Origin of the sequence: Rhizobium sp. BK289, assembly GCF_014193575.1 — a bacterium.
GTDB lineage: Bacteria > Pseudomonadota > Alphaproteobacteria > Rhizobiales > Rhizobiaceae > Rhizobium > Rhizobium tropici_C.
This window is the reverse complement of the sequence record NZ_JACHZO010000008.1, coordinates 16,080-42,391: the sequence shown is the minus strand read 5'-3', so window position 1 is coordinate 42,391 and position 26,312 is coordinate 16,080. Positions and strand designations below refer to the sequence as shown.

Genomic DNA, 26,312 nt, shown 5'->3' with positions numbered 1-26,312 from the left:
AGATCGCCTACCCCCTATCAGAACCAGAGATCGCGCACGCATCGCCCGTCGGAAGGCAAGTCTTCAAACGTGTCGAGCCCATCGAAATGATCGATCGGCAGGTCGGCGACGAGATCCGGCGGCGCCAGCCGCACGTTGACGGCCATGCGCCGGCGACCATCCTTTTGCAGCCGCAGGCCGCGCCAGCTCACGACGCAGGCGCAGGATGGGCAGAACAATATTTCGAGGGATGGCTTGTCTTTGCCGACGCGGGTGTAGGAGGCGGTCCGGCCAGTGACGGAGACCCGCTCTCCTTCGTAATCATAGGCCCACAGCGTGCCGTAGCGCCGGCAGAGCGTGCAGTTGCAGGCCGTAATCGAGCCTGGATCGCCTTCGAGCCTCCAGCCCGTCTTGCCGCAATGACATGAGCCGATCAGCATGGGCACGCCACTCCATTCACTCCCTGGTCGAAGGCTGCATTCTGCCTCAGTCGCGAGATCCCTGCAAATTACCGGGAGGAGACGAATCTCCACTCCGGGCCACTAGCGCGGTGAGTGTCTCTGCCGTCAGGAAACGAAGACAGTCCAGCCGACGCCCAAAGCGGCGGATGCCAATAAGGTCGATATCACTGACATCTTCAAGCGAAAGATGGCCATCGCTGCCAACAGGGTCAGCATGAGCGAGGGCGGTGAAAGCGACGTCAGGACGGGCACGTCCATCGTCCATGAACCATAGGTGAAACTTGCTGTCTCACGGAACAGCACATGGAGCCCGAACCAAATCGCGAGATTGAGGATGACGCCCACTACCGCCGCCGTTATCGCCGACATGGCGCCGGTCAGCGCGACATTCCCACGCATCTTCTCGATGAATGGCGCGCCCGCGAAAATCCAAAGGAAGCTCGGCAGGAAGGTGACCCATGTCGTCAGCAAGGCGGCAAAGGTTGCTGCCGCGAGAGGGTTGAGGGTACCGGGACTGCGATAACCCGCCAGGAACCCAACGAACTGCGTGACCATGATCAGCGGTCCAGGGGTCGTTTCCGCCATTCCCAGTCCGTCCAGCATCTCGCCCGGCCGCAGCCAGCCCAACTGCTGCACGGCCTCCTGCGCGACATAGGCCAGCACGGCGTAGGCGCCGCCGAAGGTTACGACTGCCATTTCGCTGAAGAATATGCCGATCTTGGAAAAAACGTTATCGGGACCGAGGGTTAGCAGGAGGGCCGCAACCGGAATGAGCCAGGCGACCGCCAATGCACCTGACGTCTTCAGAGACCATGCGAGGTTCGGTCGAGCGTGCAAGGGGATCTCCTCGCCAAGAACGGAGTCGCTATCCTCGAGGATCGTCCCGGAGCCCGACTTGTGTCCGCCACCTATCCTGAAAGCAGCGATCCCTCCGCGAGAGGCGAGATAGCCGATAAGTCCGGCCCCAACGATGATGAGCGGAAACGGAACGTGCAGAAAGAAGATCGCCACGAAAGCTACGGCGGCCAATGCAACCATAACGTTGTTTTTGAGGGCTCGGCTGCCGATGCGGAAGACGGCCTGGATTACGACCGCCAGCACGGCGCATTTGAGCCCGAAGAACATCCCCTCGATGAAGGTCAGGTTCCCGAACAGGACGTAGACATAACTGAGCGCGAGGATCGCCAGGAAGCCCGGCAGCACGAATAGAATACCCGCGATCATGCCGCCCAGGGTCCTGTTCAGCAGCCAGCCTATATAGATGGCAAGCTGATGCGCTTCCGGACCCGGCAGCAACATGCAGTAGTTCAGGGCATGAAGGAACCTATGCTCTCCTACCCATTTCTTTTCATCGACGACGATGCGGTGCATGACGGCGATCTGCCCAGCCGGTCCGCCGAAACTTAGGGCGGCTACACGGGTCCAGACCTTTATGGCTTCGCTGAGGGGAACGATATCCTGTTCAGCCGCGCTTGGTCGCGCGGCCGTGTTCTTTATGAGGTCCGTCATGGTCTCTTATGCCTTCCTCGGGTTGGGCCAATTGTGCGTCTCTTCCGTCGCGTCGCGGCACCAACGATAGAAGGCGTCATACAATGTCATGCCGGCCTCCAGTTGCTCCAAGTCGTCGTTGAACATCCGCGAAAGCCCGAGCGAGGCTGCAAGCAGTCCGGGTGCTTCAGGCGCCAATTCGGGCCGAGATGTGTCCGCGGCACGAACGATGGTCGCAAGGTGAAGAAGAGGCTCGGTGCCGAGGCCGAACTCTTCGACCATGACATCGAAGGTGCACAACTCGCCGCGATGGCTCCAGAAGACATCCTCGATGTCGAAGGGTACCGCCTTGAAGCGATCAGCGACAGCCGTAACTTCGACCGCCGGAACGAACAGGAAGATCGCTGAGGGATCGACGAAGCGCCGGATCAGCCATGGGCAAGCAATGCGATCGATCTTCGGCCGCGCCCTTGTTACCCATACGGTCCGCCCTTTGTCATCGCGAGGGGGCAGTTTCTCTTCGGGGATCAGCGCGCCTCTTGCGCTCCGCCATGCCTCGAAACCGCCTTCAAGAACCTCCGCTTCCTTTCCGAAGATCCGGAGATAAGCGGCAACCCCGTGACCGAGTTTCTGTCCTTTCTGGCAGAGGACGATGGCTGGCCCAGCCAATTCGCTCGCCCAGTCGGTGACCGTCCGATAGTCGCGACGAATCGAGCCGGGAATGAGACGGGGATCGGCAGCGAAATCCTCGTCGGTGCGGACGTCGATGATCGTCGGCAGGTTGGGCGTGCCGATAATACGGTTCAGCTTGTCAGGTGTAATTTCCAGAAATGACGGCATAGCGCGTCCTCCGTTGGCTCGGTTTCACGGACGCGATTCTTCAGCCGTAGCCTCGTGGGGTGATCGCAACCCCATAATTAATTTTCTGCTCGACATTATCCAAATGTCAAGCCGGATAACCGCTTGCTGCCGCTGTTTTCCGAACCATGGACGATGTTCATAGGCCTGCCAGTGATGCTGGGGCCGCATGAATGACTTCGGCCGTGCCGCCAGAATATCTGATGTGTCTCGGCAGTATTAGCGACGACAAACTTAAACTCAGTCGCCTTTTGTGAGATAACTCATCATTGCGACCGACTATTCCGGTCGGTCATTGGGCACATAAGGGGGGATCCAATGTCAACGACGGCAGTAGAAGCAGACGTGGGCGAAGTTTCACCTAATCTGGTGGTCGATGCGATGTTTGCGTGCCGAAAGACGGCTGCCATCGTAGCCGCCATAGAACTCGATCTTTTTACTCTGATCGGTGACGGCAGCAATGCGGCATCCTTGGCGGCCGCAACAAATGCAGCTGAAAGAGGCGTGCGCATTCTGTGCGACTATCTCGTTGTGAACGGCTTTCTCACGAAAACAGGCAATCAATACGCTCTGACACCATCCAGCCGAGCCTTCCTCGACCGGCATTCGCCGGCCTATATGGGCGCGGCCATCGAGTTCCTGGCCGCACCGGAAATCCTCAGGCAGATCCTGGGCGATCCGGCTTCTTATGTCCGCAATGGCGGGTCCATTGGATTGGCAAACATGTCTCCGGACAATCCGGTGTGGGTGAAATTTGCTCGCGGCATGGGCTCGTTCATAGGCGGCAGCGCGATCGGCCTCGCCGCCGAAATGGCCAACTTGCCCATACAGCCAAGGAAGATACTTGATATTGCCGCAGGGCACGGACTTTTCGGGATCGAGATGGCGAAGGCTTTTCCTTCGGCCGAGATCGTTGCAGTCGATTGGGGCTCCGTTCTGGAATTGGCCAAACAAAACGCGCAGCAATTTGGCGTTGCCGAACGCTACAAGCTCGTTCCGGGCAGCGCATTCGAAGTCGACTGGGGCACGGACTATGATCTTATCCTGCTGCCGAACTTCCTTCATCACTTCGACCTGGAAACCTGCGCCGGATTGCTCAGGAAGAGCCGGGCTACCCTGAGCGCCGAGGGCAAGGTGGTTGCGGTGGACTTCGTGCCGAACGACGATCTCATATCGCCGCCCTTCCCAGCCGCTTTCTCATGGGAGATGCTGGCGAGTACGCCAAGAGGCGAGGCCTACACGCAGAAGGACCTGGCCGAGATGGCTAGGCGCGCCGGTTTTCATAATGTGAGGATAAAGCCGCTACCACCATCGCCGGCAAGCCTGATCTTCTTCGAGTAGCAGGCCGGAACACCGGTCTCCTCTTGCCGGGAGATGTGGAGACAGCGCCAAGGGGGTGGCCGCCCCCTTGAACACGGAGATAGAAATTAATTTCCCTGCGCCCGCTCGGCCTTGCGCTTGGCCCTTGAATTCGGTTTGCCTGCTGGCGGGCCGTCGTTCTTGGCGAAGCCCGGCTTGCCGGGCTTTTTCGCCCAGGGCTTCTTGTCGGAGCGCTCGGAAACGCCGCCCTCGCCTGCATGCGCCCGCTCCGGTTTGCGGTCGGACTTCCATTTCGGCTTCGGGCCGTCATTCGAACGCGGTCCCTTGTCGGCGAAGGGCTTCTTCTTTGCGAAGCCGCCTTCCCGCTTGGCCTGCTGGAAATCCGGCATGCCGGCAAGCGGCTTGACGCGGATACCGCGCTCCAGCGTCTTGTCCGGGCCGATGGCCGCGAGGAAGCGCTCGAAACTCTCCTGAGAGAGCTCGACGAAAGTCTCCTCGGGCTGCATCTTGATGGCACCGATGTCGCGCTTGGTCAGGTTGCCGTTGCGGCAGAGCATGGGAATCAGCCAGCGCGGCTCGGCATTCTGCTTGCGTCCGACAGAGAGCGATACCCAGGCTCCATCGGTGAAATCGTTGCGTCCCGCAGACGAGCCCTCATCGCGAGGCGTGACCGGAAAGTCATCCCGACGCGGCTTTCTGCGCTCGCCTTCTGCCGGCACGTCCTGCAATTCCTCGGGCGCGGAGTGACCGGCGCGGTATTGCCGCAGGAACGCGGCGGCGACCTGCTCGGCGCCATGGCGCTGCAGCAGCTGCTGCACGATCGACTGCTCGTCTTCGGCAAGCGCAGCAGTAAAGACGGGATCGGCGAGAAGACGCTCGTCGTCACGCTGGCTCACCTCGTCGGCCGACGGCGGCTTTGCCCAGGTGGCGCGGATGCGGGCGGCTTCCAGCAGGCGTTCGGTGCGACGACGGGCACTCAGCGGCACGATCATGGCGCTGACGCCCTTGTTGCCGGCGCGGCCGGTGCGGCCGCTGCGATGCAGCAGCGTTTCCGGATTGGTCGGCAGATCGGCATGAATGACCAGTTCCAGCCCCGGCAGATCGATACCGCGGGCCGCGACGTCCGTTGCGATACAGACGCGGGCGCGGCCGTCGCGCATGGCCTGCAGGGCGTGCGTGCGCTCGTTCTGGCTGAGCTCACCCGACAGGGCTACGACCGAAAAGCCGCGATTGTTGAACCGCGCCGTCAGATGATTGACGGCAGCGCGCGTCGAGCAGAAGACGATGGCGTTGCGCGCCTCATAGTAGCGCAGCACGTTGATGATGGCGTTTTCCCTGTCGCTCGGTACCACGGTCAGCGCGCGATAGTCGATATCGACATGCTGCTTGGCCTCGGAGGCGGTGGCGATGCGGACGGCATCGCGCTGGTAGTTTTCGGCAAGCTTGGCGATCGAGCGCGGCACGGTTGCGGAAAACATCAGGGTGCGGCGCTCGGAGGGTGCTGCTTCCAGAATGAACTCCAGATCTTCGCGGAAACCGAGATCGAGCATCTCGTCGGCTTCATCAAGCACGACGGCCTTCAGTTCGGAGATATCGAGCGAATTGCGGCGAATATGATCGCAGAGACGCCCCGGCGTGCCTACGACGATATGGGCACCGCGTTCCAATGTCCGCCGCTCCGTACGCATGTCCATGCCGCCGACGCAGGAGGCGATCGTCGCCCCCGTCAGGCCGTAGAGCCATTCCAGCTCGCGCTGGACCTGCAGCGCCAGTTCGCGGGTCGGCGCGATCGCCAGCGCCAACGGAGCGCCGGCGCGGCCGAAGCGTTCGGCACCGTCGAGCAGGCCGGGCGCCAACGCCAGACCAAAGGCAACCGTCTTGCCTGAACCGGTCTGAGCCGAGACAAGGGCATCCTTGCCGGCGAGGCCGGGATCGAGCATCGCCTTCTGTACCGGCGTCAGCGTTTCATAACCACGCTTCGACAAAGCCTCGGCAATCGCAGGAGCGATGCCTTCGAAATCAGTCATCATCTGTCTTTCGGAATTCTTCGCACACCCTCAGGCGGCGATCATCGTGGTTCGCACGTCGCGAACCTCTTCTTCAGGCCTGCACATACTTGTTCGGCAGGCCGATGTACAGAGCAGAGGCGCTTTCCTGCACGGTGAAACGAAAAAAAGGCAGCGAACCGCGCTGCCTTTGAAGTTGATGCTGTCTAAAGCAAGCTCGAGTCGGTGAACTTCATGTCTCGGGAGCCAGGGCGGCTCCAATCCGCTCCAGCTCATGCGAACGGTCTCAAGTTGGCCTTTACCTTTGACCAAGCTTTCTTAACACGGGGTTACCAGCGGAGGGTCATCGTTTGCCCCTCAATTTTAGGGACGAGCTCAGCTTTTGAGTTCTTCCAGCCCGGCAAAGAGATCCAGCGCTTCCGGATTGGCGAGCGCCTCCTTGTTCTTGACCGGGCGGCCATGCACCACCTCGCGCACGGCAAGCTCGACGATCTTGCCGGATTTCGTGCGCGGAATATCGGCAACGGCGATGATCTTGGCCGGCACATGACGCGGCGAAGCGCCGGTGCGGATGCGGGTCTTCATCGCCTTGACGAGATCCTCCGTCAGCGACACGCCCGCAGCAAGCCGTACGAAGAGCACGACACGGACATCGTCGTCCCAATCCTGGCCGATGCACAGCGCTTCCAGAACTTCGGGGATCTGCTCGACCTGATTGTAGATCTCGGCGGTGCCGATGCGCACGCCGCCGGGATTGAGTGTCGCATCCGAGCGGCCATGGATGATGAGGCCGCCATGAACGGTCCATTCGGCGAAATCGCCGTGGTACCAGATATTGTCGAAACGCTCGAAATAGGCGGCGCGATATTTGGCGCGCTCCGGATCGTTCCAGAACATGACCGGCATGGAGGGGAAGGCCTTCGTGCAGACGAGTTCGCCCTTTTCGCCACGCACCGGCTTGCCTTCGTCGTTCCAGACATCGACGGCGAGGCCAAGCCCCGGCCCTTGGATCTCGCCGCGCCAGACGGGCTGCAGGGGATTGCCGAGCACGAAACAGGAGACGATATCCGTGCCACCGGAAATCGAGGCCAGCTGGATATCGTCCTTGATCCCCTCATAGACGAAGGTGAAGCCCTCGGGCGATAGCGGCGAGCCGGTAGAGGTCATCAATCGCAGGCTCGAAAGGTCATGCGACGTCTTCGGCGTAAGGCCGCTCTTGTGAACTGCGTCGATATATTTGGCCGAGGTACCGAAGACTGCGAATTTTTCTTCCTGCGCGTAGTCGAACAGGACGTTACCGTCGGGCGCGAAGGGCGATCCGTCGTAGAGGCAGAGCGTCGCGCCGGCGGCAAGGCCGGTCGCCAGCCAGTTCCACATCATCCAGCCGCAGGTGGTGAAGTAGAAGACCTTCTCGCCCGGCACGACGCCGCAATGCAGGCGGTGTTCCTTGATCAGCTGCAGCAGTGCGCCGCCGGTGGAATGCACGATGCACTTCGGAACGCCCGTGGTGCCGGAGGAAAACAGGATGAACAGCGGGTGGGAGAACGCTACAGGCACAAATTCGACGGCCTTCACCTCGAAGGGCGCGACCATATCCTCAAGAGTTTGCGCATTCGGCGTAGCCGCGACTATCGCGGCGGCATTGCCGGCGTAGGGCACAATGACGGTGGGCGCTTTCAGGCGCTGCGCGATGGCGCTGACCTTCGTAGTGACGTCCTGCAGCTTGCCGCCATACCAATAGCCGCTGCAGGCGATGAAGAGCTTCGGCTCGATCTGGCCGAAACGATCCATGACGCCCTGCTCGCCGAAATCCGGAGAACAGGAAGACCAGATCGCGCCGATCGAGGCGGCGGCCAGCATGCAGGCAATGGTCTCCGGCATGTTCGGCATCATCGCCGCCACACGGTCGCCCTTGCCGATGCCCAGGGCACGATAGGCCTGCTGCAGGCGCGATACCATCGCGGCCAACCGGTCCCATGACCAGCGATCACGCACCTTGTCCTCGCCCCAGAATACCAGCGCATCACCCTCGCCGCTCCTCGACAGCAGGTTTTCGGCGAAATTCAGCTCGGCATCGGGAAAGAAGCGCGCCTCGAGCATGATGTCGCCGTCGATCAGCGCCCTCTCTCCCCGCTTGCCCTTCAAACCGCAGAAATCCCAGACTTCGGTCCAGAATTTTTCTCGTTCGGCAATGGACCAGGCGTGAAGCCCGGCGAAATCCGACATCGAAAGGCCAAAACGCCGGTTGCATTGTTCCATGAAGGCAAACATCGGGCTCTGGCTGCGGAACTCTTCCGACGGCGTCCAAAGCGGCTGCTGATCCTGCATATTTCTCCCTCCCGCTTTTCGCTTGATATAGCGATGCTGCAGCGCATTATAAAATCATGGTGCTGCGGGTATTGCCAGTGTGTGATGTTTGCATCCGGCAAACATTTCCTATATCCGGCAAACGCAGGCAGATTATCCCTTTCAGTTCGCGAGTCTCCACGGGATCATGAGAGCTTCGAAAAACAATAAATGGTGGTTTACGATGCGATCGGCTTCGCGCTGGCTGCCTGCCGTTGCCCGCACAACCGGCATCATTCTTCTCACGATTCTCATTGTGTTCGCTGTCTTCAGAGCGACTGCGCCTTTCCTGATTTCCAGCGGGCTGGTGCGCTCCGGTATCGAGAAGGCACTGTCGGAATGGACGGGATATCGCGCCCAGATCGACGGCGATCCGACGCTGGAATTCTGGCCGACGGCGCGCGTCACGCTCAATGGCGTGACCATCCGCGAGCCGACGCGGAACGGCAAGGTTCTCGGCCATGTCGACAGTCTTTCCGCTGATTTCTCGCTCTGGTCGGCCATTCGCGGCCATGCACGCTTTCATGAGTTTCATTTCCTGCGCCCGATCCTCTATATCCGCCGTGACGATAACGGCCTGATCGACTGGACGAATGAAGGCCGTCTTTCCAAGGCCATCGCCCAGGCGGAAGCGTCTTCCGGCCAGGGCATATCGATGCGCAAGGACCAGGATGCAGCCATCGGCATGCTGACCATCGAGGATGGCAGCGTCGAGATGACCGATGAACGCAGCGGCAATATCTACCGGCTGAATGGCGTCAATGCCGATATTTCATGGCCGCGGCTCTCGCAGGCGATGGCTGCCGTCATTCTCGCGCGCTTCAACGGCCAGGACATCAAGCTCAATTTCGATTCCGCTCAGCCTCTGCTGTTCTTCGCCGGCAAGAGCGTCGACGCGAAGACGAGCCTTGCCTCATCGCTGATCAGCGGAACCTATTCCGGCGTCACCAGCCTGTCTGACTTTTCAGCCTTTGCGGGCAATCTGGAGCTCAGCGTTCCGAATGTGCCCTCGTTCCTGGCCTGGAGCGGACAGCACCTGCCAGCGGCCGATGCCCTCAAGAATGTTTCGCTCAGCGCCGATATTGCGGCGATCGAGAAGGGCCTGCGCTTCAATAATCTCAGTTTCAAGGTCAATGATTCCACGGCGTCCGGCATCATGGATCTGAATTATACGACGGCAGGCAAGCCGAAGATCTCCGGCACGCTCGCCTTCGACCAGATGAATCTCAATCCGTTCCTCGCCGCCTTCTCCATGCGTCTTGCCGCCGAGACCGCCATCGATGCGCTGCTCAACGGCAATCCGCTGCAGCGGCTCGACCTCGATCTGCGCCTATCGTCGAACAAGGCGGCACTCGGTCCCTTCCAGTTTGAAAATATCGGCGCCAGCCTGCTTGTGGCGGGCGGCAAGGCGAAATTCGATATCGGCGACAGCGGCTTCGAGAGCGGTTCGCTGACCGCTCACCTTGAGGTCGCCCCCGGCGATTTCGACGGCGGCGGCAAATTGCAGATTTCAATCAGAAATGCAGATTTCGGCGGTCTCTTCACCCGGCTGAAGCTGATAGGCCCGCTGCCGATGCCGACGTCGGGGTCGCTGGATCTGTCGCTCGGCACCTCCAAACCGATCTGGGTCGCAACCCTCAGCGATGTCGCCGGCACGCTGCATTTCAGTTCGACGGCAGGCACGTTCCGCGAGTTCGACATTTCCGGCTTCCGGACGCTTGCAGCTGAAAAAACCTTCTTCCGGATGAGCGACATCGCCAATGCATCCTTCGACTTCGACAGCATCAATGTCGACGCAAGTTTTGCGAAGGGATCCGCCGAAGTGAAGAATGCCTCGATCGCCGGACGCAACGAAACGATCACGTTCAACGGCGTCGTTCCCTTCCGCACCAATGGCCTTGCTCTTTCCGGCGCGATCGAGGCGACATCGCCCTCCGATGCGGACGAGTTGCCGATGCTGCCTTTCTTCATCGGAGGCAGCTGGCCAAACCCGGTCGTTTCTCCGGTCGCGACGCTGCTGCAGAAGCCGGTACAGCCGCTGCAGCAGCAATAATCTCCGGGATTATTTCGGCCGTCGCGCCTCAGGCCGCGGCGGCTGCCTGCTCGTCTCTCTGGCGCTGCACTTCGCGGCGCTTGGTGACGATGGAAGCGCAGATGACGCCGACGGCGACGACACCGATGAGGATCGTGCAGATGGCGTTGATCTCCGGCGTCACGCCGAGCTTGACCTGGCTGTAGATCAGCATCGGCAGCGTTTTCGCGCCTGCACCCGAAGCAAAGGTCGCAATCACCAGATCATCGAGCGACAGCGTCAGGGCCAGTACCCAGCCGGAAAAGACGGCCGGCGCGATGATCGGCAGCGTCACCTCGAAGAAGGTGCGCACGGGCGGCGCGCCGAGATCCATCGCCGCCTCCTCGATCGAGCGATCGAAGGTCAGCAGGCGGGACTGAACGACGACGGCGACGAAGCACATGGTCAGCGTCGTATGCGCCATGACGATCGTCCAGAAGCCGCGATCGACACCAGAGGTAACGAAGAGCAGCAGCAGCGACAGGCCGGTGATGACATCAGGCATGACCAGCGGCGCATAGATCATGCCCGAAAACAGGATGCGCCCGCGGAACCGCGTGTAGCGCACAAGCGTAATTGCCGCGAAGGTGCCGAGCACCGTGGCAATGGTCGCCGACAGGAGCGCGATGCGCACCGTCAGCCAGGCGGCATTCAGCATGGTGTCGTTGCTGAAGAGGTGCACGTACCATTGCGTCGAGAAACCGCCCCAGACCGTGACCAGCCTGGAACTGTTGAAGGAATAGATCACCAGCAGCAGGATCGGCAGGTAAAGGAAAGCCAGGCCGAGCGTGACGGAGACGATGTTGAAGCGGGACCAGCGGGTCATGAATTATCTCCCCTTCTCGTCGGCCTTGGCCTGGAAATGCTGGAAGAAGACGATGGGGATGACCAGCACCAGAAGCAGGATGGTCGCCACCGCCGAGGCCAGCGGCCAGTCGGTGTTGCTGTAGAACTCCGTCCAGAGCACCTTGCCGATCATCAGGGTTTCGGAGCCACCGAGCAGGTCGGGAATGACGAACTCGCCGACAGCGGGGATGAAGACCAGCATGCAGCCGGCGATAACACCAGGAAGCGAGAGCGGAAAGGTGACGCGCCAGAAAGCGCCGATCGCCGTGCAGCCGAGATCCTGCGCCGCCTCTATCAGCGTGCCGTCCATCTTTTCCAGCGCCGAATAGAGTGGCAGCACCATGAAGGGCAGATAGGAATAGACCATGCCGATATAGACGGCGGTATTGGTGTTCAGGATGACAAGCGGCTGGTGGATGATGCCGAGCCCCATCAATAGCTGGTTCAAGAGACCCGTGGTGCTGAGGATCGACATCCATGAATAGACGCGGATCAGGAAGCTCGTCCAGAAGGGCAGGATAACCAGCATCAGCAAAGTCGGCCGGATCGTGCGCGGCGCCTGCGCCATGCCGTAGGCGATAGGATAGGCAATGATGAGGGTCAGGAGCGTCGAGATGCCGGCGATCTGCAGGCTCTGAATGTAGGCGCTCATGTAAAGGGGATCGCCGGTCAGCCATGTGTAATTGTCGAACGACATGGTCTGCAGCTTGTCCCACCAGTCGCCGAAGCTGTCGCTCCAGGCGAAGGATGGATCATAGGGCGGGACCGACAGCGCCTTGGTCGACAGCGAGATGCGGAAGACGATGAGGAACGGCGCAAGGAAAAAGACCAGCAACCAGGCATAGGGAACGATGATCACGAGGCGCTGATAGATTAGGGAACCGAGCGCTCTCATGATCAATCCTTCAGCAAGACGCCGGCATTTTCGTCGAAGGAGACCCAAACGTTCTGGTCGTAGGCGAAGGGCTCCTCCACCGCGCGCACGGCGTTCAGCGACGAGGCCTTGACCACCTGCCCCCCCTTCAGCTTGACGTGGAAAACGGTCATGTCGCCGAGATAGGCGATATCCCATATCTCGCCTTCGGCGGCATTGACCGAGGCATTGGCCGGCGGGCGTGGTGTTACCCGAAGCTTTTCCGGGCGGATGGCGAGGCTCGCGCGGCTTCCCGCCGACTGTGCGCCGCCGGAAGCGGTGCGCACCGTGAAGCCGGAATCGACCGATATCTCGACGATGCCCGACTGCGCCGAGGTGACGTTGCCGTCGAGGATGTTCACGTCACCGATGAAGTCGGCGACGAAGCGGCAATTGGGCGCCTCGTAGATCTCGGCCGGCGTTGCCACCTGTACCACCTTGCCGTGGCTCATGACCGCGATGCGGTCCGCCATGGTCATCGCCTCTTCCTGATCGTGGGTGACGACGACGAAGGTCAACCCCAGGCTCTGCTGCAGATCCATGAGTTCGAACTGGGTTTCTTCGCGCAGCTTCTTGTCGAGCGCGCCGAGTGGTTCGTCGAGCAGCAGCACCTTCGGCCGTTTGGCAAGCGAGCGCGCCAAAGCCACGCGCTGGCGCTGGCCGCCGGAAAGCTGGTTGGGCTTGCGCCTGGCGAATTGCTCCAGCTTGACGAGCTTCAGCATTTGCGCGACGCGATCGTCGATCTCCGCTTTCGGCATGCCGTCCTGGCGCAGGCCGAAGGCGATATTCTTTTCCACCGACATATGCGGAAACAGCGCATAGGACTGGAACATCATGTTGACGGGGCGGCGATAGGGCGGCGTGCCGGCAAGATCCTGGCCGTCGAGCACGATTTCGCCCGTCGTCGGCTGCTCGAAGCCGGCGAGCATGCGCAAAAGCGTGGACTTGCCGCAACCCGAAGCACCCAGAAGAGCGAAGAATTCGCGATTGTAGATATTCAGGGAGAGATTATCGACGGCGGTGAAATCACCGAACTTCTTCGTCACGTTCTTGAAGGAAATGTAAGGCTTGGCCGAAGGGTCGGTCCAAGGAGCAAAGGAACGCCGGATATTACCGAGTGACTTCATTATCTATCCCCAAATGGATATCGGGCGAGCTTTCGTGGTGCCAGCTCTTCCCCATCCCGGCACGCTCGCGATTTTTGCTTTATAAGGAAAGGCCCGGACGTTGCCGTCCGGGCCGCTTCGATTTATTGGCCAGTGGTGACCTTTGTCCACAAGCGCGTTCCCAAGCGCTGCGTTTTCGAGTCCCACGGGGTCAGTGTGAACAGCTTCTCGCGGACCGCATCGGTCGGATAGACGGCCGGATCCTCCAGCACGTCCTTGCTCACGAATTCCTGCGACGCCTTGTTGCCGTTGGCATAGGTAGTGAAGTTGCTCGCTTTGGCGATGACTTCCGGCTTCATGATGTAATTGAGGAAGATGTGCGCCTCTTCGACATGCGGTGCATCGGCGGGGATCGCCATGACGTCGAACCACATCTGCGCACCCTTCTTTGGGATCGAATAGCTGATATTCACGCCGTTCTTGGCCTCAGCAGCTCGGTTGCGGGCCTGCAGCACGTCGCCGGAATAGCCGAAAGCAAGGCAGATATCGCCGTTGGCGAGCGCATTGATGTATTCGGAAGAGTGGAACTTGCGCACGAACGGCCGGATCGACGTCAAAAGCTCTTCGGCCTTCTTGAAGTCTTCCTGCTTGGTTGAGTTCGGATCGAGACCCAGATAGCGCAGAGCCGCCGGAATGGCGTCGGTTGGCGAATCCAGCATGTAGATGCCGCAATCCTTGAACTTGGCGGCAAGCTTGGGATCGAAAATCACGTCGATATCAGGCGCCTCGTCGGTGCCGAGGATCTGCTTCACCTTGTCGACATTGTAGCCGACGCCAGTGGTGCCCCACATATAGTCGATGGCGTACTGGTTGCCGGGGTCATAGGTGGCGATGCGCTTCTGCACCGTATCCCACATGTTGGAGATGTTCGGCAGCTTGGATTTGTCGAGCTTCTGGAAGACGCCGGCCTTGATCTGGCGTTGCAGGAAGTAAGCCGTAGGCACGACAATATCGTAGCCGGTCTTGCCCGCAAGCAGCTTGGTCTCCAGGGTCTCGTTCTGGTCGAAGGTATCGTAGACGACCTTGATGCCGGTTTCCTTGGTGAAATCCGCCAGGATCGAATTATCGATGTAATCCGACCAGTTGTAGATATTGACGACCTTGTCTTCTGCCTGAGCGACCGTTGCCAGCGAAACGACAGCGAATGCCGTCGCTGCAAGCCGTGCGAACATGGACTTCATAGTCTCTCCTGTTTTGTTCAAGGGCATCCAGACGACACCCAACCCTCTGTTTTTCCCGTTAGACTAGAAAGGAAATCTGAAGGCGACAAGGGGAAAAGCGTGGGCTCACACTCTTTCGCATCTTTGCCATCCATCGTCCGCAAGACACGCTCGCCCACGGGAAAGCAGATATCGCGGCGATGCGTTACGCATAGGTCGGGCGCTTGCCCGCAAAAAGCTCGGCATGGCTTTTCAAGAGCTTGGCCATGCGGTCGACCACGGTGCGGATTTCCCTTCGGTGCCGGTCGGCATTGTTCATGACGATCCATTGCCGGTGGCGGAGAGACGGGATTTCCTCGCCGACTCGTTCCAGCCTCGGCTCCTGATCGCCGACAAAGCAGGGCAGAACCGCGATACCGGATCCGGCGAGCACGAGATCATGAAGCGAGCGCGGCCGGCTGACCGTGAAGGCGATCTCCTCCCGCCTGTTTTGATAGGGCCAGCGCAGATAGGCCGATACCGCCTCCTCCTCCGCTACCGCGATCCAGCGCTGCGGACCGGCAAAGCGCATGTTGCGGGCCTGATAGGCGGCATAGGCGACGTCACCGATCTTGATGGCTGCGAGATTGGTTTCCTCCGGCTCGAAGGCGCGGATGCCGATATCGCTCTCGCGATGGGCAAGGCTGGCCCGACGCTCGCCGAGATGCAGATCGATGCGGAATCCGTCCCGCTCCGAACAGATCGTCGGCATGTTCTGGCTGAGCAGCCAGCCGACCCATGTGCCGGCGGCGATGCGGACGACGGACATGCCCTGCCCGTCGCGCCGCCAGCCGTCAACCTTGCGGGCGGCAGCTTCCATTTCCAGCAGCTGATCGAACAGGGCCTGGCCGTCACCGGTCAGCGTGTAGCCGGCCTGGCTGCGCTCGAAGAGGGGCCGACCGATGCGCCCCTCCAGCTCCAGCATCCGCCGACCGATCGTTGCCGGGCTCAGGCCGCTCGAAGCGACCGCTCCGGTCAGTCCACCGCCGCGGGCGACATCGAGAAAGAGCTGATAGGAATCCCATGTAGCGTTTTTCATAATTGAAAAACATAGGGTGAAAACGGCTGTTTATAAAGCAAATTCTCATGAGTAGTTAAGGCGATGCCCAAACCATGGAGACGTCTCATGCTGGAAAGCATCGCTTTGGCCAAGGCCATCGAAATACAAAGCCAGGCGCGTGAAGAGCAATGGCGCCAGAAGGAGGATCTCTTCTACCTCGACTACGGGCGCGAAACGCCGCGCCCCTTCCTCTGGATCGAACGGATGATCGCCGTCTTAAGCGCCCATCGCAAGCCGATAGAAAAGGCGGACCGGCCGGAAATTGGCCGATCCGCCTGTGATGGCAACGGTTGCGGCGGTCAGGCTGCTTGCTCTCGAATATAGCCGACGCTGTATCCGGCTTCGATCTTGAACTGCTGGATCAGGTGCAACAGGGCGTCGGCTTCGGAGGCGAGCTCGCGGCTTGCTGCCGTAGTTTCCTCCACCATGCCGGCATTCTGCTGCGTCATCTGGTCCATGTGATTGACCGAGGAATTGACCTCCTGCAGCGCGCTTGCCTGATCGTGGCTGGCATGGGCGATCATCTCCACATGCTGGCTGATCGTCACGATCTGGCTGCTGATCTGCGCCAGCACCGAGCCGGCCTCCTGCACGAACTGCGAACCGGAGGCGACCTCCTCGGTCGACTTGTTGATCAGCCCCTTGATTTCCTTGGCGGCAGCGGCCGAGCGCTGTGCCAGCTCGCGCACCTCCATGGCGACCACGGCGAAACCTTTACCGGCGTCGCCGGCGCGGGCGGCTTCGATGCCGGCATTGAGCGCCAGAAGATTGGTCTGGAAGGCGATCTCATCGATGACGCCGATGATCTGCTCGATCCGGCGGGAAGCGTCTTCGATGCGCGACATCGCATCGATGGCGTTGCCGACGACGATGGAGCTGTCATCGGCGCTGCGCTTGGCCTCGCGCACGATCGCATCCGCATCCTTGGCGCGTTCGGCGGAGGAGCGGACCGTGTTGGTGATTTGGTCGACGGCGGCGGCGGTCTGCTCCAGCGAAGCCGCCTGCTGCTCTGTACGCTTCGACAGGTCCTCGGCGGAGGCGGCCATCTGGGCGCCGTTGCTCTGGATCATCTCGACATTGCTGCGGACCTGGCTCAGCGTCTGCTGCAGGCGCGACAGCGAACTGTTGAAATCCTGGCGCAGTTGCTCGAGACGACCGATGAAAGGCCTGTCGATCGTCGCGGAGATGTCACCCTGGGCAAGACGTTCCAGGCCGGCCGCAAGCTCGCTGACGGCATGGTCGATCTGGCGGTCGAGTTCGCGCTTTTCAGCGTCGTTGCGCTGGCGCTCATGTTCCGCGGCGGCGCGCTCCTCGTCGCTCTGCTCCTCGATGCGGATCTTCGAGATGGCGTTGTCTTTGAAGATGCCAAGCGCGCGGGCCATGTCGCCGATTTCGTCACGGCGCTGTTCGCCGGAGATCGCAGTCTCCAGCATGCCGTCGGCGATGCGGCGCATGGCGGCGGTGATCTGGCCGATCGGGCGTTGCAGTGTCAGGACGAGCGCGATGCCACCAGCAACCGAGAGGATGATGCCAAGGGCGGTTGCCAGAATGGAGATGTAATTCGCCTGACTGCGCTCGGTGCCCGCGCTCTGCTTCTGCGTTTCGGCGAAGGCGGTGAGCTGGCCCCAAACCTGATCGAGCTGCTGGCGGGCGCTGGCATATTCGGTGATGCGCTGCGTGATGATGTCGACCAGCTTGCCGCCGGCTTCATCCATCGACTTGATCGCCGGACGGATGGCCGAGTCAATGTCGCTGGCGAAATCCATGCTCTTGGCGCTCTGGTTCAGCGTATCGATATCACCGCCGAGCTTGGAGATTTCCTGGCGCAGGCGGACGAGATTGTCCTTGTTCGTATTCGCGTCGAAATCCGCCAGAACGAGCTGCAGCGAATAGACCGAATCCTCGAGGCGTCGCGTGTCCTGAAGGACCGAATTGGTCTGCGCGACGCGGGCGTCGAGGGAGACGAAGGTCGTGGTTGCCTGGCGCATCATCTGCGTTGCCGCCAGCTGCGTGTAGGTCGAGGTCTGACGGAAACGTGACAGCAGCCGGCTGATGGCTGCGATAGTATCGTCTGTCGGCACGTCGGTGCTTTCCGTGAAGGCGGCAAGATCCTTGATCGTGCTCACCAGCGACTGAACCACGCTCTTCTGGTTCTGCGGCAATGCAAGATCGATGGAACGTTGTGCCTTGTTCAGATCCGACAGCCGGTCTTTCAGGAGCTTGACCTTGTCGGCCGGCGTCGCCGCCTTGTTGAAATCTTCCGCAACGGAGGCCAGCATATCGCCACCCTTCAGCAGACGGTCGGCGGAACGCAGTGTGGAGGTCGCGTCCGCCTGATCCTGGCGCATCCGATCTTCCAGCTGCTGGCTGTTGAAATTGACGTTGAAGCGGGCACTGATCAATGCCCTCTGGGCGTCATCGATCGTCTTACGAAGCGAGACCTCCTGCTCATGCAATGTCCATAGCCGGCCTACGAGATTTGCCATATCGGCGGTCTTGGCGGTGGCGTCAGTCAGATTGTCACGCCCATCCGCATCCGCACCGAGCTGGCCGAGAGTGGCATTCAGCACGCCCTGCTGCGACTTGATATCCTGGTAGAGTTTGTCGCGCTGCTGCGTATTGGTGATGCGCAGGAAGTCGTCCATGGAGCCGTAGAGGTTCTTGAAGCCGGTCAGCGACTGCAAGACGCTGTTGGAAATCTCCATGCGTCCCTGGAGCAGTCCCGACGCGTAAAGCCCGGTGAGGCCAACGGCGGAAATGCTGATGACGAACGGCAGGACGAATATGAGGACCTTCGTCTTGATCTTGAAACGCGACAATATCTTATCAATGAACATAGTGGCTCAGACCTCTCACATGCCGCTCCCCCGTCGACGCCACCTCGGCGCTGACCGGATGTATAACCATCGTTCTTGAAATATCCGCAGGCGGGGCTACCGAGTATAATCTCGGGAAGCAATCATTGCTTCGGCTCTATCATGCAGTAGAGCGCCCCATGAAATCGTCGGGAATTGTCGGTCTGATTAATTAATTTTCAGATAAGGACGTTGTGTGGGCTCGCAACATACAATCAAACGCTGAGAAGCGGACGGCAAAGCCTATATTTGTACGCGAGCAAGGGCCGTCGTTCCGGCGACGGCCAAGAATAATGAAGCGGCTAAGGGCTCAGAAGCCGCGTGCCGCGAGATAAGCGATGCAGACGGCTGTGACGCCGGTCGTCAACATCAGAAGCCTTGCCGCCAGGAGCTTGGCACTGTCTTGGGTCTGAGCGATTGCAATGGCGCAAGCACGGCGCTTTGTTCTGTTCATGAGCATATTCCCATTTTCGCACTGACACGATAACCGGCAAAAGGCCGTTCCCGCAACAGGCAATATACAAAATAGAAATATAGGAAAAGAAAACGTCAAAACCAGAGGTTAGGTGCCAGGCGGCGCGACCATCACATTGGCGGAGACCGCGCGCTACCTCAGCAATGCCGCGATGGCGGGATCGGTCGTAATTTCGGCGGCAGTCTTGCCGGAGGCAGACTTGATGGTCTTGTCGGCGCCATCCTTCAACAATGCCTTGACGACGGCCGGATCATCCTGCTGGCTCGCCATGTGCAAAGGCGTCCAACCATCATAGTCGCCGCGCGCGTTGACGTCGGCACCCTTGGAAACCAGAAGATCGATCATGTCGGCGGGGCCGTAATAGGCGGCGGTATGCAGCGGATACCAGCCCTCCGTCGTCTTCATGTCCAGCTTGGCGCCGCAGGCCAGCATCTTCTTGACGACATCGCCTTTCTTGTCGCGGATCGCAATGGCGAAATTCGTATCGCCGCCCGCATCCCGGCCGTTCGGATCCAGCTTCTTGCATTGGGTGGAAGCAGCGCTCGCATCGGACGCGGTGACGGCAAGCATGCCAAGCGACATCGTCATGGCCGCAACGATGCCTGAAAGAACTGCACCGCGGAATGTCAGGGTTTTAATCGTCATGATTGTCTCCATCGAGTATCTTCGCGCTGGAGATGCTCTTTGCCCGTTCCAGGACCAGTTGGCAAGGTCAATTCAAGCAGCCTCGCCGGCGACATGGCCGGAAGCCCAAGCCCATTGGAAATTATAGCCGCCGAGCCAGCCCGTGACGTCGACGCATTCACCGATGAAGAAGAGACCGGGGACGGTTTTCACCTGCATCGTCCGCGAATCGAGGCAGTCCGTATCGATGCCGCCAAGCGTCACTTCCGCTGTGCGGTAGCCTTCGGAGCCCGACGGCTTGACCGACCAGGATTGGATTGCCGATGCGAGTTGCTGCAGGCGCTTGTCGGACTGATCGGCCATATTGCCTGATATGCCTTCGTTCTCGACGAAATGCTGTGCCAGCCGTTTCGGCAGGATTTCGGCAAGGGCCGTCTGCGCGGATTGCCGACCATTCACCTGCTTGGCCTTCTTGAGAAGCTCGAACAGGTCGATATCAGGCTCGATCACGACGGAGATATCCTCACCCTCCCGCCAATAGGAGGAAATCTGCAGGATGGCGGGGCCGCTGAGGCCGCGATGGGTGAAGAGAAGAGCCTCGCGGAATGCCGTCTTGCCGTGGCGGATCTCGGCGGGGACAGCGATACCCGACAGCGGCGCCAGGTGCTGAAGCAATTGCGGATCGAGCGTCAGCGGCACGAGGCCCGGCCGGGTCTCGACAATAGGCAAGTCGAATTGCTCGGCGAGGCGATAGGCAAAGCCGGTAGCCCCCATCTTGGGGATCGACTTGCCGCCCGTCGCCACGACCAGCGAGGTTGCTTCGAAAATGCCTTCGGAGGTGCTGATGCGATAGCCGCCATCACTTTGTTCGATGCCGCCGACCTCGGTTCGCAACCGAAGTTGCGCCCCGGCTGCGCGCATCTCGTCGGTCAGCATGCGGATAATGTCCTTGGCGCTGTTGTCGCAGAAGAGCTGGCCGAGCGTTTTCTCGTGCCACGCAATGCCATGGCGTTCGACGATGGCGATGAAATCCTGCGGTGTGAAACGGGCGAGCGCCGATTTGGCGAAATGCTGATTAGCGGATAGGAAGTTCTTCGGACCGGCATGGATATTGGTGAAATTGCAGCGGCCGCCGCCGGAAATGCGGATTTTTTCGCCGGGTGCGGCGGCATGATCGAGCACGACGACGGAGCGCCCGCGCTGGCCGGCCCGGACAGCGCACATCATGCCTGCCGCGCCCGCACCGAGGACGATTACATCATATCTGGCGACCACGCTTCAGCCCTTCATATCTTCGCCGCGCTCTCTCATCTTTTTCCATCATACGGCGAAAGTCCGAGCGGTTTTCCCCCTCGCCAATTGGCAAACTGCAGTTATGATGCGATCACCGATCAACCCAAATACGGTGTTTTATGCCCGCGAGAAAGACCCCGCTGAAAGCTTCCGTGCCTGTCTCGAAAACCCCTACGGTTCCTCCCAGTCTGAGATCGGCACGCGGCGTGGCAAACTGGAAAGAGGCAGCCCAATGGCTGCGGGCGCGCGGGATCGAAGACATAGAATGCATCACGCCGGACCTTGCCGGCGTACCGCGCGGCAAGATGATGCCGACGTCGAAATTCACCTCCAATACATCGCTGGCGCTGCCCTCCGCGATCTATCGGCATACGATTTCCGGCGAATATCCGGAAGAGACCGAAAGCTTCCGCTACGAGCCGCGCGACAGCGATCTGAAGCTGGTGCCCGACCTTTCGACGCTTTCGGTCGTGCCCTGGGAGAGCGATCCGACGGCGCAGGTTATCTGCGATATCGTCAACTCCGAGGGACAGGAAGTCTCCTACACGCCGCGCAACGTCTTGAAGCGCATCATGGGACTCTATCGCGACCGTGGCTGGAAGCCGGTGGTAGCACCCGAGATCGAATTCTATCTCGTCGCCAAGAACGACGATCCGGACTATCCGCTGCATCCGCCGAAAGGCCGTTCGGGCCGCTCGATCCTCGGCGGCCAGGGCTATTCGATCGCCGGCATCAACGAGTTCGACGAGCTGATCGACGACATCTATCACTTCTCGGAAAAGCAGGGTCTCGAGATCGATACACTGATCCATGAAGAGGGTCCGGCGCAGCTCGAGATCAACCTGCGCCATGGCGATCCGATCGAGCTGGCCGACCAAGTCTTCCTGTTTAAGCGCACGATCCGCGAGGCGGCGCTGAAGCATGGCATCTATGCGACCTTCATGGCCAAGCCGATGCAGAGCCAGCCCGGCTCGGCAATGCATATCCATCAGTCGGTCGTGGATATCGAGACCGGCAAGAATGTCTTCACCAATCCGGACGGCAGCCCGTCACGGGAATTCTTTCACTTCATCGGCGGCATGCAGCGCTTCGTGCCGAATGCGCTCGCCATGCTCGCGCCCTATGTGAATTCCTATCGCCGGCTGGCGCCGAACATGTCCTGCCCGGTCAACAATGCCTGGGGCTACGACAATCGCACCACGGCCTTCCGCGTACCGGTTTCCGATCCACAGGCGCGGCGCGTGGAAAACCGGCTGCCGAGTTCGGATGCCAATCCCTATCTGGCACTCGCCGCCTCGCTCGCCTCCGGCCTGCTCGGAATCATGAAGCAGGTTGAGCCGACGGCGCCGACCGAGGATTCCGCGAATGAAGGCTCCATCGATCTGCCGCGCGGCCTGCTTGAGGCCATTGCCTTGATGGAGGACGAACCGGCTTTCGAGGAGGTCCTCGGCAAGGATTTCATCGACATCTATGCCGGCGTCAAACGCGGTGAGTTCGAGACCTTCATGCAGGTGATCAGCCCGTGGGAGCGGGAATTCCTTCTGCTTAACGTGTGAGGGAGATCGCCATGACATTGCAGGAAACATGGCAGAGCCCGATTGCGCCGGGCCTTTCCTTCTACCAGGCGACTGTCGGCCCGCGTGCGAGCTATCCAAGGCTCGACGGTTCGCGCCGGGCCGACGTCGCAATCGTCGGCGGCGGCTATACCGGCCTGCAGGCCGCGTATAACCTCGCCAAGGGTGGCGCTGAGGTTGTCTTGATCGACGCCAACCGCTTCGGCGACGGCGCCTCCGGCCGCAATGGCGGCCAGCTCGGCACCGGCCAGCGCTGGTGGCCGGAGGAGATGGAAGAGAAGATCGGCTATGAGCGCTCCAAGGCCCTCTTCGACCTTGCCGAGGATGCCAAGCGGCATCTTCTCGATTTCGCATCCGAGCATGGCATCGATATCGATTTCCTGCCCGGCCAGATGAATGTCACGCATAAGCGCGGCTACAAGCACGATTACATGGACAGTGCGGAAATCGCGGCGACCCGCTACAGCTATCCGCACATGACGTTCATGGATCAGGCCGAAACTCAGGAACGGCTGGGTTCGCAATTCTATCTCTATGGCGTCCGGGACATGGGCACGGGCCATATCCACCCGCTGAAGCTTCTCATCGGCCTTGCCCGCGTCGCGGCCGAAGCCGGCGCTTCGCTCTTTGAAATGACGAAAGCGAAAGGTTTTCGGCAATCCGGCGGCAAGACCATTGTCGAGACGGATAGCGGCGAGATCACCGCCGACCGGGTGCTGATCGCCTGCAACGGCTATATCGGCAATCTCGAGCCGGTGACGGCGAGCCACGTCATGCCGATCCGCTCCTTCATCGGCGCAACGCAACCGCTGGACCGCTTTCCGCAGGTTCTTCCCGGCAACGAGGCCGTCGCCGATTCGCGATTCGTCGTGCGCTATTTCCGCAAATCCAGGGATGGACGCCTGCTGTTCGGCGGGCGCGAGGCTTACACATCAGACAATCCGCGCGACATAACGCAGCACATCCGCCGGCAGATTACGGAAATCTATCCAGCTCTCGGCGATATCAAGATCGATTATGCCTGGGGCGGCTCGGTCGGCATCACCATGCCGCGCCAACCGTTCGTGCGCGACGTCATGCCGGGTGTCACCTCGATCGGTGGTTATTCCGGCCATGGGGTTATGCTGTCAAATTATTGCGGTAAACTCTATGCGAAAACGGTACTCGGGAATGCGGATGAACTTCACCTCTTCAAGGAGCTGAACATTCCGCCCTTCCCCGGCGGTGCGCGCATGCGGGCGCCTCTGCTGTTCCTGGCGCTCACGTGGTTTGCGTTGCGCGACAGGTTTTAAAAACCGGAAGATGATTTCTTCCGCCGGCAATCCGCTCTAAAAAGCGCATCTGAATTTTGCGATGCACACTGGCCTTTTTAAATCGATTAGATTAAAAGGGGCCTCAACCAAGACCGATTGAGAGATAGCTCATGAGCAGCCAAATCATTCCTGTTGAACCATTTGATTATGTCGTTTTCGGCGGCAGTGGCGACCTTGCGGAGCGCAAGCTCCTTCCCGCCCTTTATCATCGCCAGATCGAAGGCCAGTTTTCCGAGCCGACTCGCATTATCGGCGCTTCGCGCAGCGCTCTTTCCAACGAAGAATATCGCAAATTCGCCGACGCCGCCCTCAAGGAACATCTGAAGAAGGGCGAATATGACGACGCCGAGGTCAAGAAGTTCCTGGCTCGCCTGTTCTACGTACCCGTCGACGCGCGCAGCGACGCCGGCTGGGATCAGCTCAAGAAGATCCTGGACGAAGGCAAGGAGCGCGTGCGCGCCTTCTATCTCGCCGTCGCTCCGGGCATCTTCGGCGACATCTCGCAGAAGATCCACGATCACAAGCTGATTACCAAGCAGACCCGTATCGTCGTCGAAAAGCCGATCGGCCGCGACCTCGCTTCCGCCCTGCAGCTGAACGACACGATCGGCAAGGTCTTCAAGGAAGAGCAGATCTTCCGCATCGACCACTATCTCGGCAAGGAAACCGTGCAGAACCTGATGGCGCTGCGCTTTGCCAATGCGCTCTACGAGCCGCTCTGGAACGCCAATCATATCGACCACGTGCAGATCACCGTCGCTGAATCGGTCGGTCTCGAAGGCCGCGCCGGCTATTACGACACGGCCGGTGCCCTGCGCGACATGGTGCAGAACCACATCCTGCAGCTCCTCTGCTTGACCGCGATGGAAATCCCCTCCTCGATGGATTCGGAAGCTGTTCGCGACGAGAAGCTGAAGGTGCTGCGCGCGCTGAAGCCGATTGACGCTTCCAACGTCGAGCAGGCGACGGTTCGCGGCCAATATCGCGCCGGCGCTTCGGCAGGCGGCCCGGTCAAGGGCTATCTCGACGAGCTGGAAGGCGGCGTCTCCAACACCGAAACCTTCGTCGCCATCAAGGCCGAGATCGGCAACTGGCGCTGGGCTGGCGTTCCCTTCTACATCCGCACCGGCAAGCGCCTTGCCGGCCGCATGTCGGAGATCGTCATCACCTTCAAGCACATTCCGCACACCATCTTCGACCAGGCCGCCGGCCGCATCGTCGCCAATCAGCTCATCATCCGCCTGCAGCCGGATGAAGGCGTCAAGCAGTCGCTGATGATCAAGGACCCGGGTCCTGGCGGCATGCGCCTGCGCAACGTCTCGCTCGACATGAGCTTCGCCTCTGCCTTTAACGTCCGCAATCCGGATGCCTACGAGCGCCTGCTGATGGACGTCATCCGTTCCAACCAGACGCTGTTCATGCGCCGCGACGAAGTGGAAGCCGCGTGGAAGTGGGTGGACCCGATCCTCAAGGGTTGGGAACAAGCCGGCCAGCAGGTACAGGGCTATACGGCCGGCACTTGGGGCCCGAGCCAGGCCATCGCGCTCATCGAGCGTGACGGCCGCACCTGGCACGACGATATCTAAACCGGGACGACAACGATGACAGCCAACATGCATGCTTTTGCCAATGGTGCCGAACTCGCCGGCAAGCTCGCGGACAAGGTGGCCGAGACCCTTTCGGCTGCGATTACCGCCCGCGGCTCCGCAAGCATCGCGGTCTCCGGCGGCTCGACGCCGAAGGCCTTCTTCCAGGCGCTGTCATCGCGCTCGATCGACTGGCCCAAGGTGACGGTCGCCCTCGTCGATGAGCGGTTCGTGCCGGCGGACAATCCGCGCTCGAACCACCTGCTCGTTCAGGAAAACCTGCTGAAGGACAAGGCGGCGGCCGCCAATTTCCTTCCGCTCTATCAGGCCGCGGCTTCCGTCGAGGAGGCTGCGGTCATTGCCACCGAAAAGACCAATTCTATCGGCCATCCCTTCGATATTGCCATCCTCGGCATGGGCAATGACGGCCACACGGCCTCTTTCTTTCCGGGTGGCAGCAATCTCAAGACCGCACTCGATCCGAACACCCCGCGCGGCATCATCACGATGGAAGCGGAAGGTGCGGGCGAGCCGCGGCTGACGTTCACTTTCTCCAGCCTTCAGGATGCCCGATTGCTGGTGCTCCATATCGAGGGAGAAGGAAAGAAGGACGTTTTGGCAAAGGCCGAAGCGCCGGGCGAAGAAACCGAGATGCCGATCCGCGCCATGCTGCGCCGGGCGGCTTCCCCGGTCGAGATTTATTGGGCTCCCTGACACGGTCGCAAGGCCTCGTCATCGAACCCTGAATGACACAGCAACCTATGCTGCGCCATGTGCCCTTGCGGGTGCAGCGGCAGAGCATTGACTTTTGGATCCCGCGCCGCGCCCTTTACCGAAACAGATCTCACGGGCATCGCGCAGAACAGACGGAGGCAGATC

The 26,312-nt window shown here is 60.4% G+C and carries 21 protein-coding genes; 7 read left to right on the top strand and 14 right to left on the bottom strand.

Annotated features, from left to right (window positions below; translation table 11 throughout):
- Window positions 1-17: 17 nt before the first annotated feature.
- The 3 genes from FHT84_RS16710 to FHT84_RS16700 all read right to left on the bottom strand — a co-directional run bounded on the left by FHT84_RS16710 (window position 18) and on the right by FHT84_RS16700 (window position 2,768).
- The gene (locus FHT84_RS16710) at window positions 18-419 is read right to left on the bottom strand and encodes a GFA family protein (RefSeq protein WP_112344343.1); all 402 of its coding nucleotides are present in this window, start codon (window positions 417-419) and stop codon (window positions 18-20) included.
- Window positions 420-545: 126 nt separating this feature from the next.
- Window positions 546-1,949, bottom strand: a complete 1,404-nt coding sequence (gene chrA / locus FHT84_RS16705) for a chromate efflux transporter (RefSeq protein ID WP_112344342.1) — start codon at window positions 1,947-1,949, stop codon at window positions 546-548.
- 6 nt (window positions 1,950-1,955) lie between these two features.
- Window positions 1,956-2,768, bottom strand: coding sequence for a sulfurtransferase/chromate resistance protein (locus tag FHT84_RS16700; protein ID WP_112344341.1), 813 nt, complete (start codon window positions 2,766-2,768; stop codon window positions 1,956-1,958).
- Window positions 2,769-3,104: 336 nt separating this feature from the next.
- On the opposite strand from FHT84_RS16700, the gene FHT84_RS16695 reads away from it, so the two are divergent.
- Window positions 3,105-4,127, top strand: a complete 1,023-nt coding sequence (locus tag FHT84_RS16695; protein WP_112344340.1) for a class I SAM-dependent methyltransferase — start codon at window positions 3,105-3,107, stop codon at window positions 4,125-4,127.
- A gap of 86 nt (window positions 4,128-4,213) precedes the next feature.
- Here FHT84_RS16695 and FHT84_RS16690 read toward each other — a convergent pair whose 3' ends face one another.
- Together FHT84_RS16690 and FHT84_RS16685 are read right to left on the bottom strand one after the other, a co-directional pair.
- A complete protein-coding gene (locus FHT84_RS16690) occupies window positions 4,214-6,133 on the bottom strand; it encodes a DEAD/DEAH box helicase (protein ID WP_112344410.1) in 1,920 nt (639 codons plus the stop codon).
- Between the two features lie 354 nt (window positions 6,134-6,487).
- Window positions 6,488-8,440 (bottom strand): acetoacetate--CoA ligase, encoded by a 1,953-nt coding sequence (locus FHT84_RS16685; RefSeq protein WP_112344339.1) that lies wholly within the window; start codon window positions 8,438-8,440, stop codon window positions 6,488-6,490.
- A gap of 166 nt (window positions 8,441-8,606) precedes the next feature.
- On the opposite strand from FHT84_RS16685, the gene FHT84_RS16680 reads away from it, so the two are divergent.
- Entirely contained in the window at window positions 8,607-10,511 is a 1,905-nt protein-coding gene (locus tag FHT84_RS16680; protein ID WP_112344409.1) for an AsmA-like C-terminal region-containing protein, read from the top strand.
- Between the two features lie 28 nt (window positions 10,512-10,539).
- Here FHT84_RS16680 and FHT84_RS16675 read toward each other — a convergent pair whose 3' ends face one another.
- The 5 genes from FHT84_RS16675 to FHT84_RS16655 form a co-directional block, all read right to left on the bottom strand.
- Entirely contained in the window at window positions 10,540-11,355 is an 816-nt protein-coding gene (locus FHT84_RS16675) for an ABC transporter permease subunit (RefSeq protein ID WP_112344338.1), read from the bottom strand.
- A 3-nt stretch (window positions 11,356-11,358) separates the two neighbouring features.
- On the bottom strand, window positions 11,359-12,270 hold the full coding sequence (locus FHT84_RS16670) for an ABC transporter permease subunit (protein ID WP_112344337.1): 912 nt from the start codon (window positions 12,268-12,270) through the stop codon (window positions 11,359-11,361).
- Window positions 12,271-12,272: 2 nt separating this feature from the next.
- Entirely contained in the window at window positions 12,273-13,415 is a 1,143-nt protein-coding gene (locus FHT84_RS16665; protein WP_112344336.1) for an ABC transporter ATP-binding protein, read from the bottom strand.
- Window positions 13,416-13,537: 122 nt separating this feature from the next.
- The gene (locus FHT84_RS16660) at window positions 13,538-14,626 is read right to left on the bottom strand and encodes a polyamine ABC transporter substrate-binding protein (RefSeq protein WP_245430451.1); all 1,089 of its coding nucleotides are present in this window, start codon (window positions 14,624-14,626) and stop codon (window positions 13,538-13,540) included.
- A gap of 193 nt (window positions 14,627-14,819) precedes the next feature.
- Window positions 14,820-15,692 (bottom strand): LysR family transcriptional regulator, encoded by an 873-nt coding sequence (locus tag FHT84_RS16655; protein ID WP_113250979.1) that lies wholly within the window; start codon window positions 15,690-15,692, stop codon window positions 14,820-14,822.
- 87 nt (window positions 15,693-15,779) lie between these two features.
- On the opposite strand from FHT84_RS16655, the gene FHT84_RS16650 reads away from it, so the two are divergent.
- Complete coding sequence (locus FHT84_RS16650) at window positions 15,780-16,037, top strand: hypothetical protein (protein ID WP_112344333.1); 258 nt, start codon at window positions 15,780-15,782, stop codon at window positions 16,035-16,037.
- Here FHT84_RS16650 and FHT84_RS16645 read toward each other — a convergent pair.
- The 4 genes from FHT84_RS16645 to FHT84_RS16630 form a co-directional block, all read right to left on the bottom strand.
- Window positions 16,013-18,550, bottom strand: coding sequence for a methyl-accepting chemotaxis protein (locus FHT84_RS16645; RefSeq protein ID WP_183763222.1), 2,538 nt, complete (start codon window positions 18,548-18,550; stop codon window positions 16,013-16,015). The genes FHT84_RS16650 and FHT84_RS16645 overlap by 25 nt on opposite strands.
- A gap of 328 nt (window positions 18,551-18,878) precedes the next feature.
- Complete coding sequence (locus FHT84_RS16640; RefSeq protein WP_183763219.1) at window positions 18,879-19,022, bottom strand: hypothetical protein; 144 nt, start codon at window positions 19,020-19,022, stop codon at window positions 18,879-18,881.
- Window positions 19,023-19,175: 153 nt separating this feature from the next.
- Window positions 19,176-19,688, bottom strand: coding sequence for an ankyrin repeat domain-containing protein (locus tag FHT84_RS16635; protein WP_112344331.1), 513 nt, complete (start codon window positions 19,686-19,688; stop codon window positions 19,176-19,178).
- 72 nt (window positions 19,689-19,760) lie between these two features.
- Window positions 19,761-20,942 (bottom strand): NAD(P)/FAD-dependent oxidoreductase, encoded by a 1,182-nt coding sequence (locus FHT84_RS16630; protein WP_183763216.1) that lies wholly within the window; start codon window positions 20,940-20,942, stop codon window positions 19,761-19,763.
- A 137-nt stretch (window positions 20,943-21,079) separates the two neighbouring features.
- On the opposite strand from FHT84_RS16630, the gene FHT84_RS16625 reads away from it, so the two are divergent.
- The 4 genes from FHT84_RS16625 to pgl all read left to right on the top strand — a co-directional run bounded on the left by FHT84_RS16625 (window position 21,080) and on the right by pgl (window position 26,147).
- Window positions 21,080-22,516 carry a glutamine synthetase family protein gene (locus FHT84_RS16625; RefSeq protein ID WP_112344329.1) on the top strand — a complete coding sequence of 479 codons (1,437 nt, stop codon included), beginning with the start codon at window positions 21,080-21,082 and terminating at the stop codon, window positions 22,514-22,516.
- 11 nt (window positions 22,517-22,527) lie between these two features.
- On the top strand, window positions 22,528-23,826 hold the full coding sequence (locus FHT84_RS16620; RefSeq protein ID WP_183763213.1) for an FAD-binding oxidoreductase: 1,299 nt from the start codon (window positions 22,528-22,530) through the stop codon (window positions 23,824-23,826).
- Window positions 23,827-23,957: 131 nt separating this feature from the next.
- On the top strand, window positions 23,958-25,433 hold the full coding sequence (zwf, locus tag FHT84_RS16615) for a glucose-6-phosphate dehydrogenase (protein WP_112344327.1): 1,476 nt from the start codon (window positions 23,958-23,960) through the stop codon (window positions 25,431-25,433).
- A 15-nt stretch (window positions 25,434-25,448) separates the two neighbouring features.
- Window positions 25,449-26,147: a 6-phosphogluconolactonase gene (gene pgl / locus FHT84_RS16610; protein ID WP_112344326.1), complete on the top strand. Its 699-nt coding sequence runs from the start codon at window positions 25,449-25,451 to the stop codon at window positions 26,145-26,147.
- Window positions 26,148-26,312: the final 165 nt, after the last annotated feature.

What these genes read in the sequence shown, in the direction of transcription:
- FHT84_RS16710 (WP_112344343.1), bottom strand. Translation starts at nt 419, where the DNA reads ATGCTGATCGGCTCATGTCATTGCGGCAAGACGGGCTGGAGGCTCGAA.
- chrA (WP_112344342.1), bottom strand. Translation starts at nt 1,949, where the DNA reads ATGACGGACCTCATAAAGAACACGGCCGCGCGACCAAGCGCGGCTGAA.
- FHT84_RS16700 (WP_112344341.1), bottom strand. Translation starts at nt 2,768, where the DNA reads ATGCCGTCATTTCTGGAAATTACACCTGACAAGCTGAACCGTATTATC.
- FHT84_RS16695 (WP_112344340.1), top strand. Translation starts at nt 3,105, where the DNA reads ATGTCAACGACGGCAGTAGAAGCAGACGTGGGCGAAGTTTCACCTAAT.
- FHT84_RS16690 (WP_112344410.1), bottom strand. Translation starts at nt 6,133, where the DNA reads ATGACTGATTTCGAAGGCATCGCTCCTGCGATTGCCGAGGCTTTGTCG.
- FHT84_RS16685 (WP_112344339.1), bottom strand. Translation starts at nt 8,440, where the DNA reads ATGCAGGATCAGCAGCCGCTTTGGACGCCGTCGGAAGAGTTCCGCAGC.
- FHT84_RS16680 (WP_112344409.1), top strand. Translation starts at nt 8,607, where the DNA reads ATGAGAGCTTCGAAAAACAATAAATGGTGGTTTACGATGCGATCGGCT.
- FHT84_RS16675 (WP_112344338.1), bottom strand. Translation starts at nt 11,355, where the DNA reads ATGACCCGCTGGTCCCGCTTCAACATCGTCTCCGTCACGCTCGGCCTG.
- FHT84_RS16670 (WP_112344337.1), bottom strand. Translation starts at nt 12,270, where the DNA reads ATGAGAGCGCTCGGTTCCCTAATCTATCAGCGCCTCGTGATCATCGTT.
- FHT84_RS16665 (WP_112344336.1), bottom strand. Translation starts at nt 13,415, where the DNA reads ATGAAGTCACTCGGTAATATCCGGCGTTCCTTTGCTCCTTGGACCGAC.
- FHT84_RS16660 (WP_245430451.1), bottom strand. Translation starts at nt 14,626, where the DNA reads ATGTTCGCACGGCTTGCAGCGACGGCATTCGCTGTCGTTTCGCTGGCA.
- FHT84_RS16655 (WP_113250979.1), bottom strand. Translation starts at nt 15,692, where the DNA reads ATGAAAAACGCTACATGGGATTCCTATCAGCTCTTTCTCGATGTCGCC.
- FHT84_RS16650 (WP_112344333.1), top strand. Translation starts at nt 15,780, where the DNA reads ATGCTGGAAAGCATCGCTTTGGCCAAGGCCATCGAAATACAAAGCCAG.
- FHT84_RS16645 (WP_183763222.1), bottom strand. Translation starts at nt 18,550, where the DNA reads ATGTTCATTGATAAGATATTGTCGCGTTTCAAGATCAAGACGAAGGTC.
- FHT84_RS16640 (WP_183763219.1), bottom strand. Translation starts at nt 19,022, where the DNA reads ATGAACAGAACAAAGCGCCGTGCTTGCGCCATTGCAATCGCTCAGACC.
- FHT84_RS16635 (WP_112344331.1), bottom strand. Translation starts at nt 19,688, where the DNA reads ATGACGATTAAAACCCTGACATTCCGCGGTGCAGTTCTTTCAGGCATC.
- FHT84_RS16625 (WP_112344329.1), top strand. Translation starts at nt 21,080, where the DNA reads ATGCCCGCGAGAAAGACCCCGCTGAAAGCTTCCGTGCCTGTCTCGAAA.
- FHT84_RS16620 (WP_183763213.1), top strand. Translation starts at nt 22,528, where the DNA reads ATGACATTGCAGGAAACATGGCAGAGCCCGATTGCGCCGGGCCTTTCC.
- zwf (WP_112344327.1), top strand. Translation starts at nt 23,958, where the DNA reads ATGAGCAGCCAAATCATTCCTGTTGAACCATTTGATTATGTCGTTTTC.
- pgl (WP_112344326.1), top strand. Translation starts at nt 25,449, where the DNA reads ATGACAGCCAACATGCATGCTTTTGCCAATGGTGCCGAACTCGCCGGC.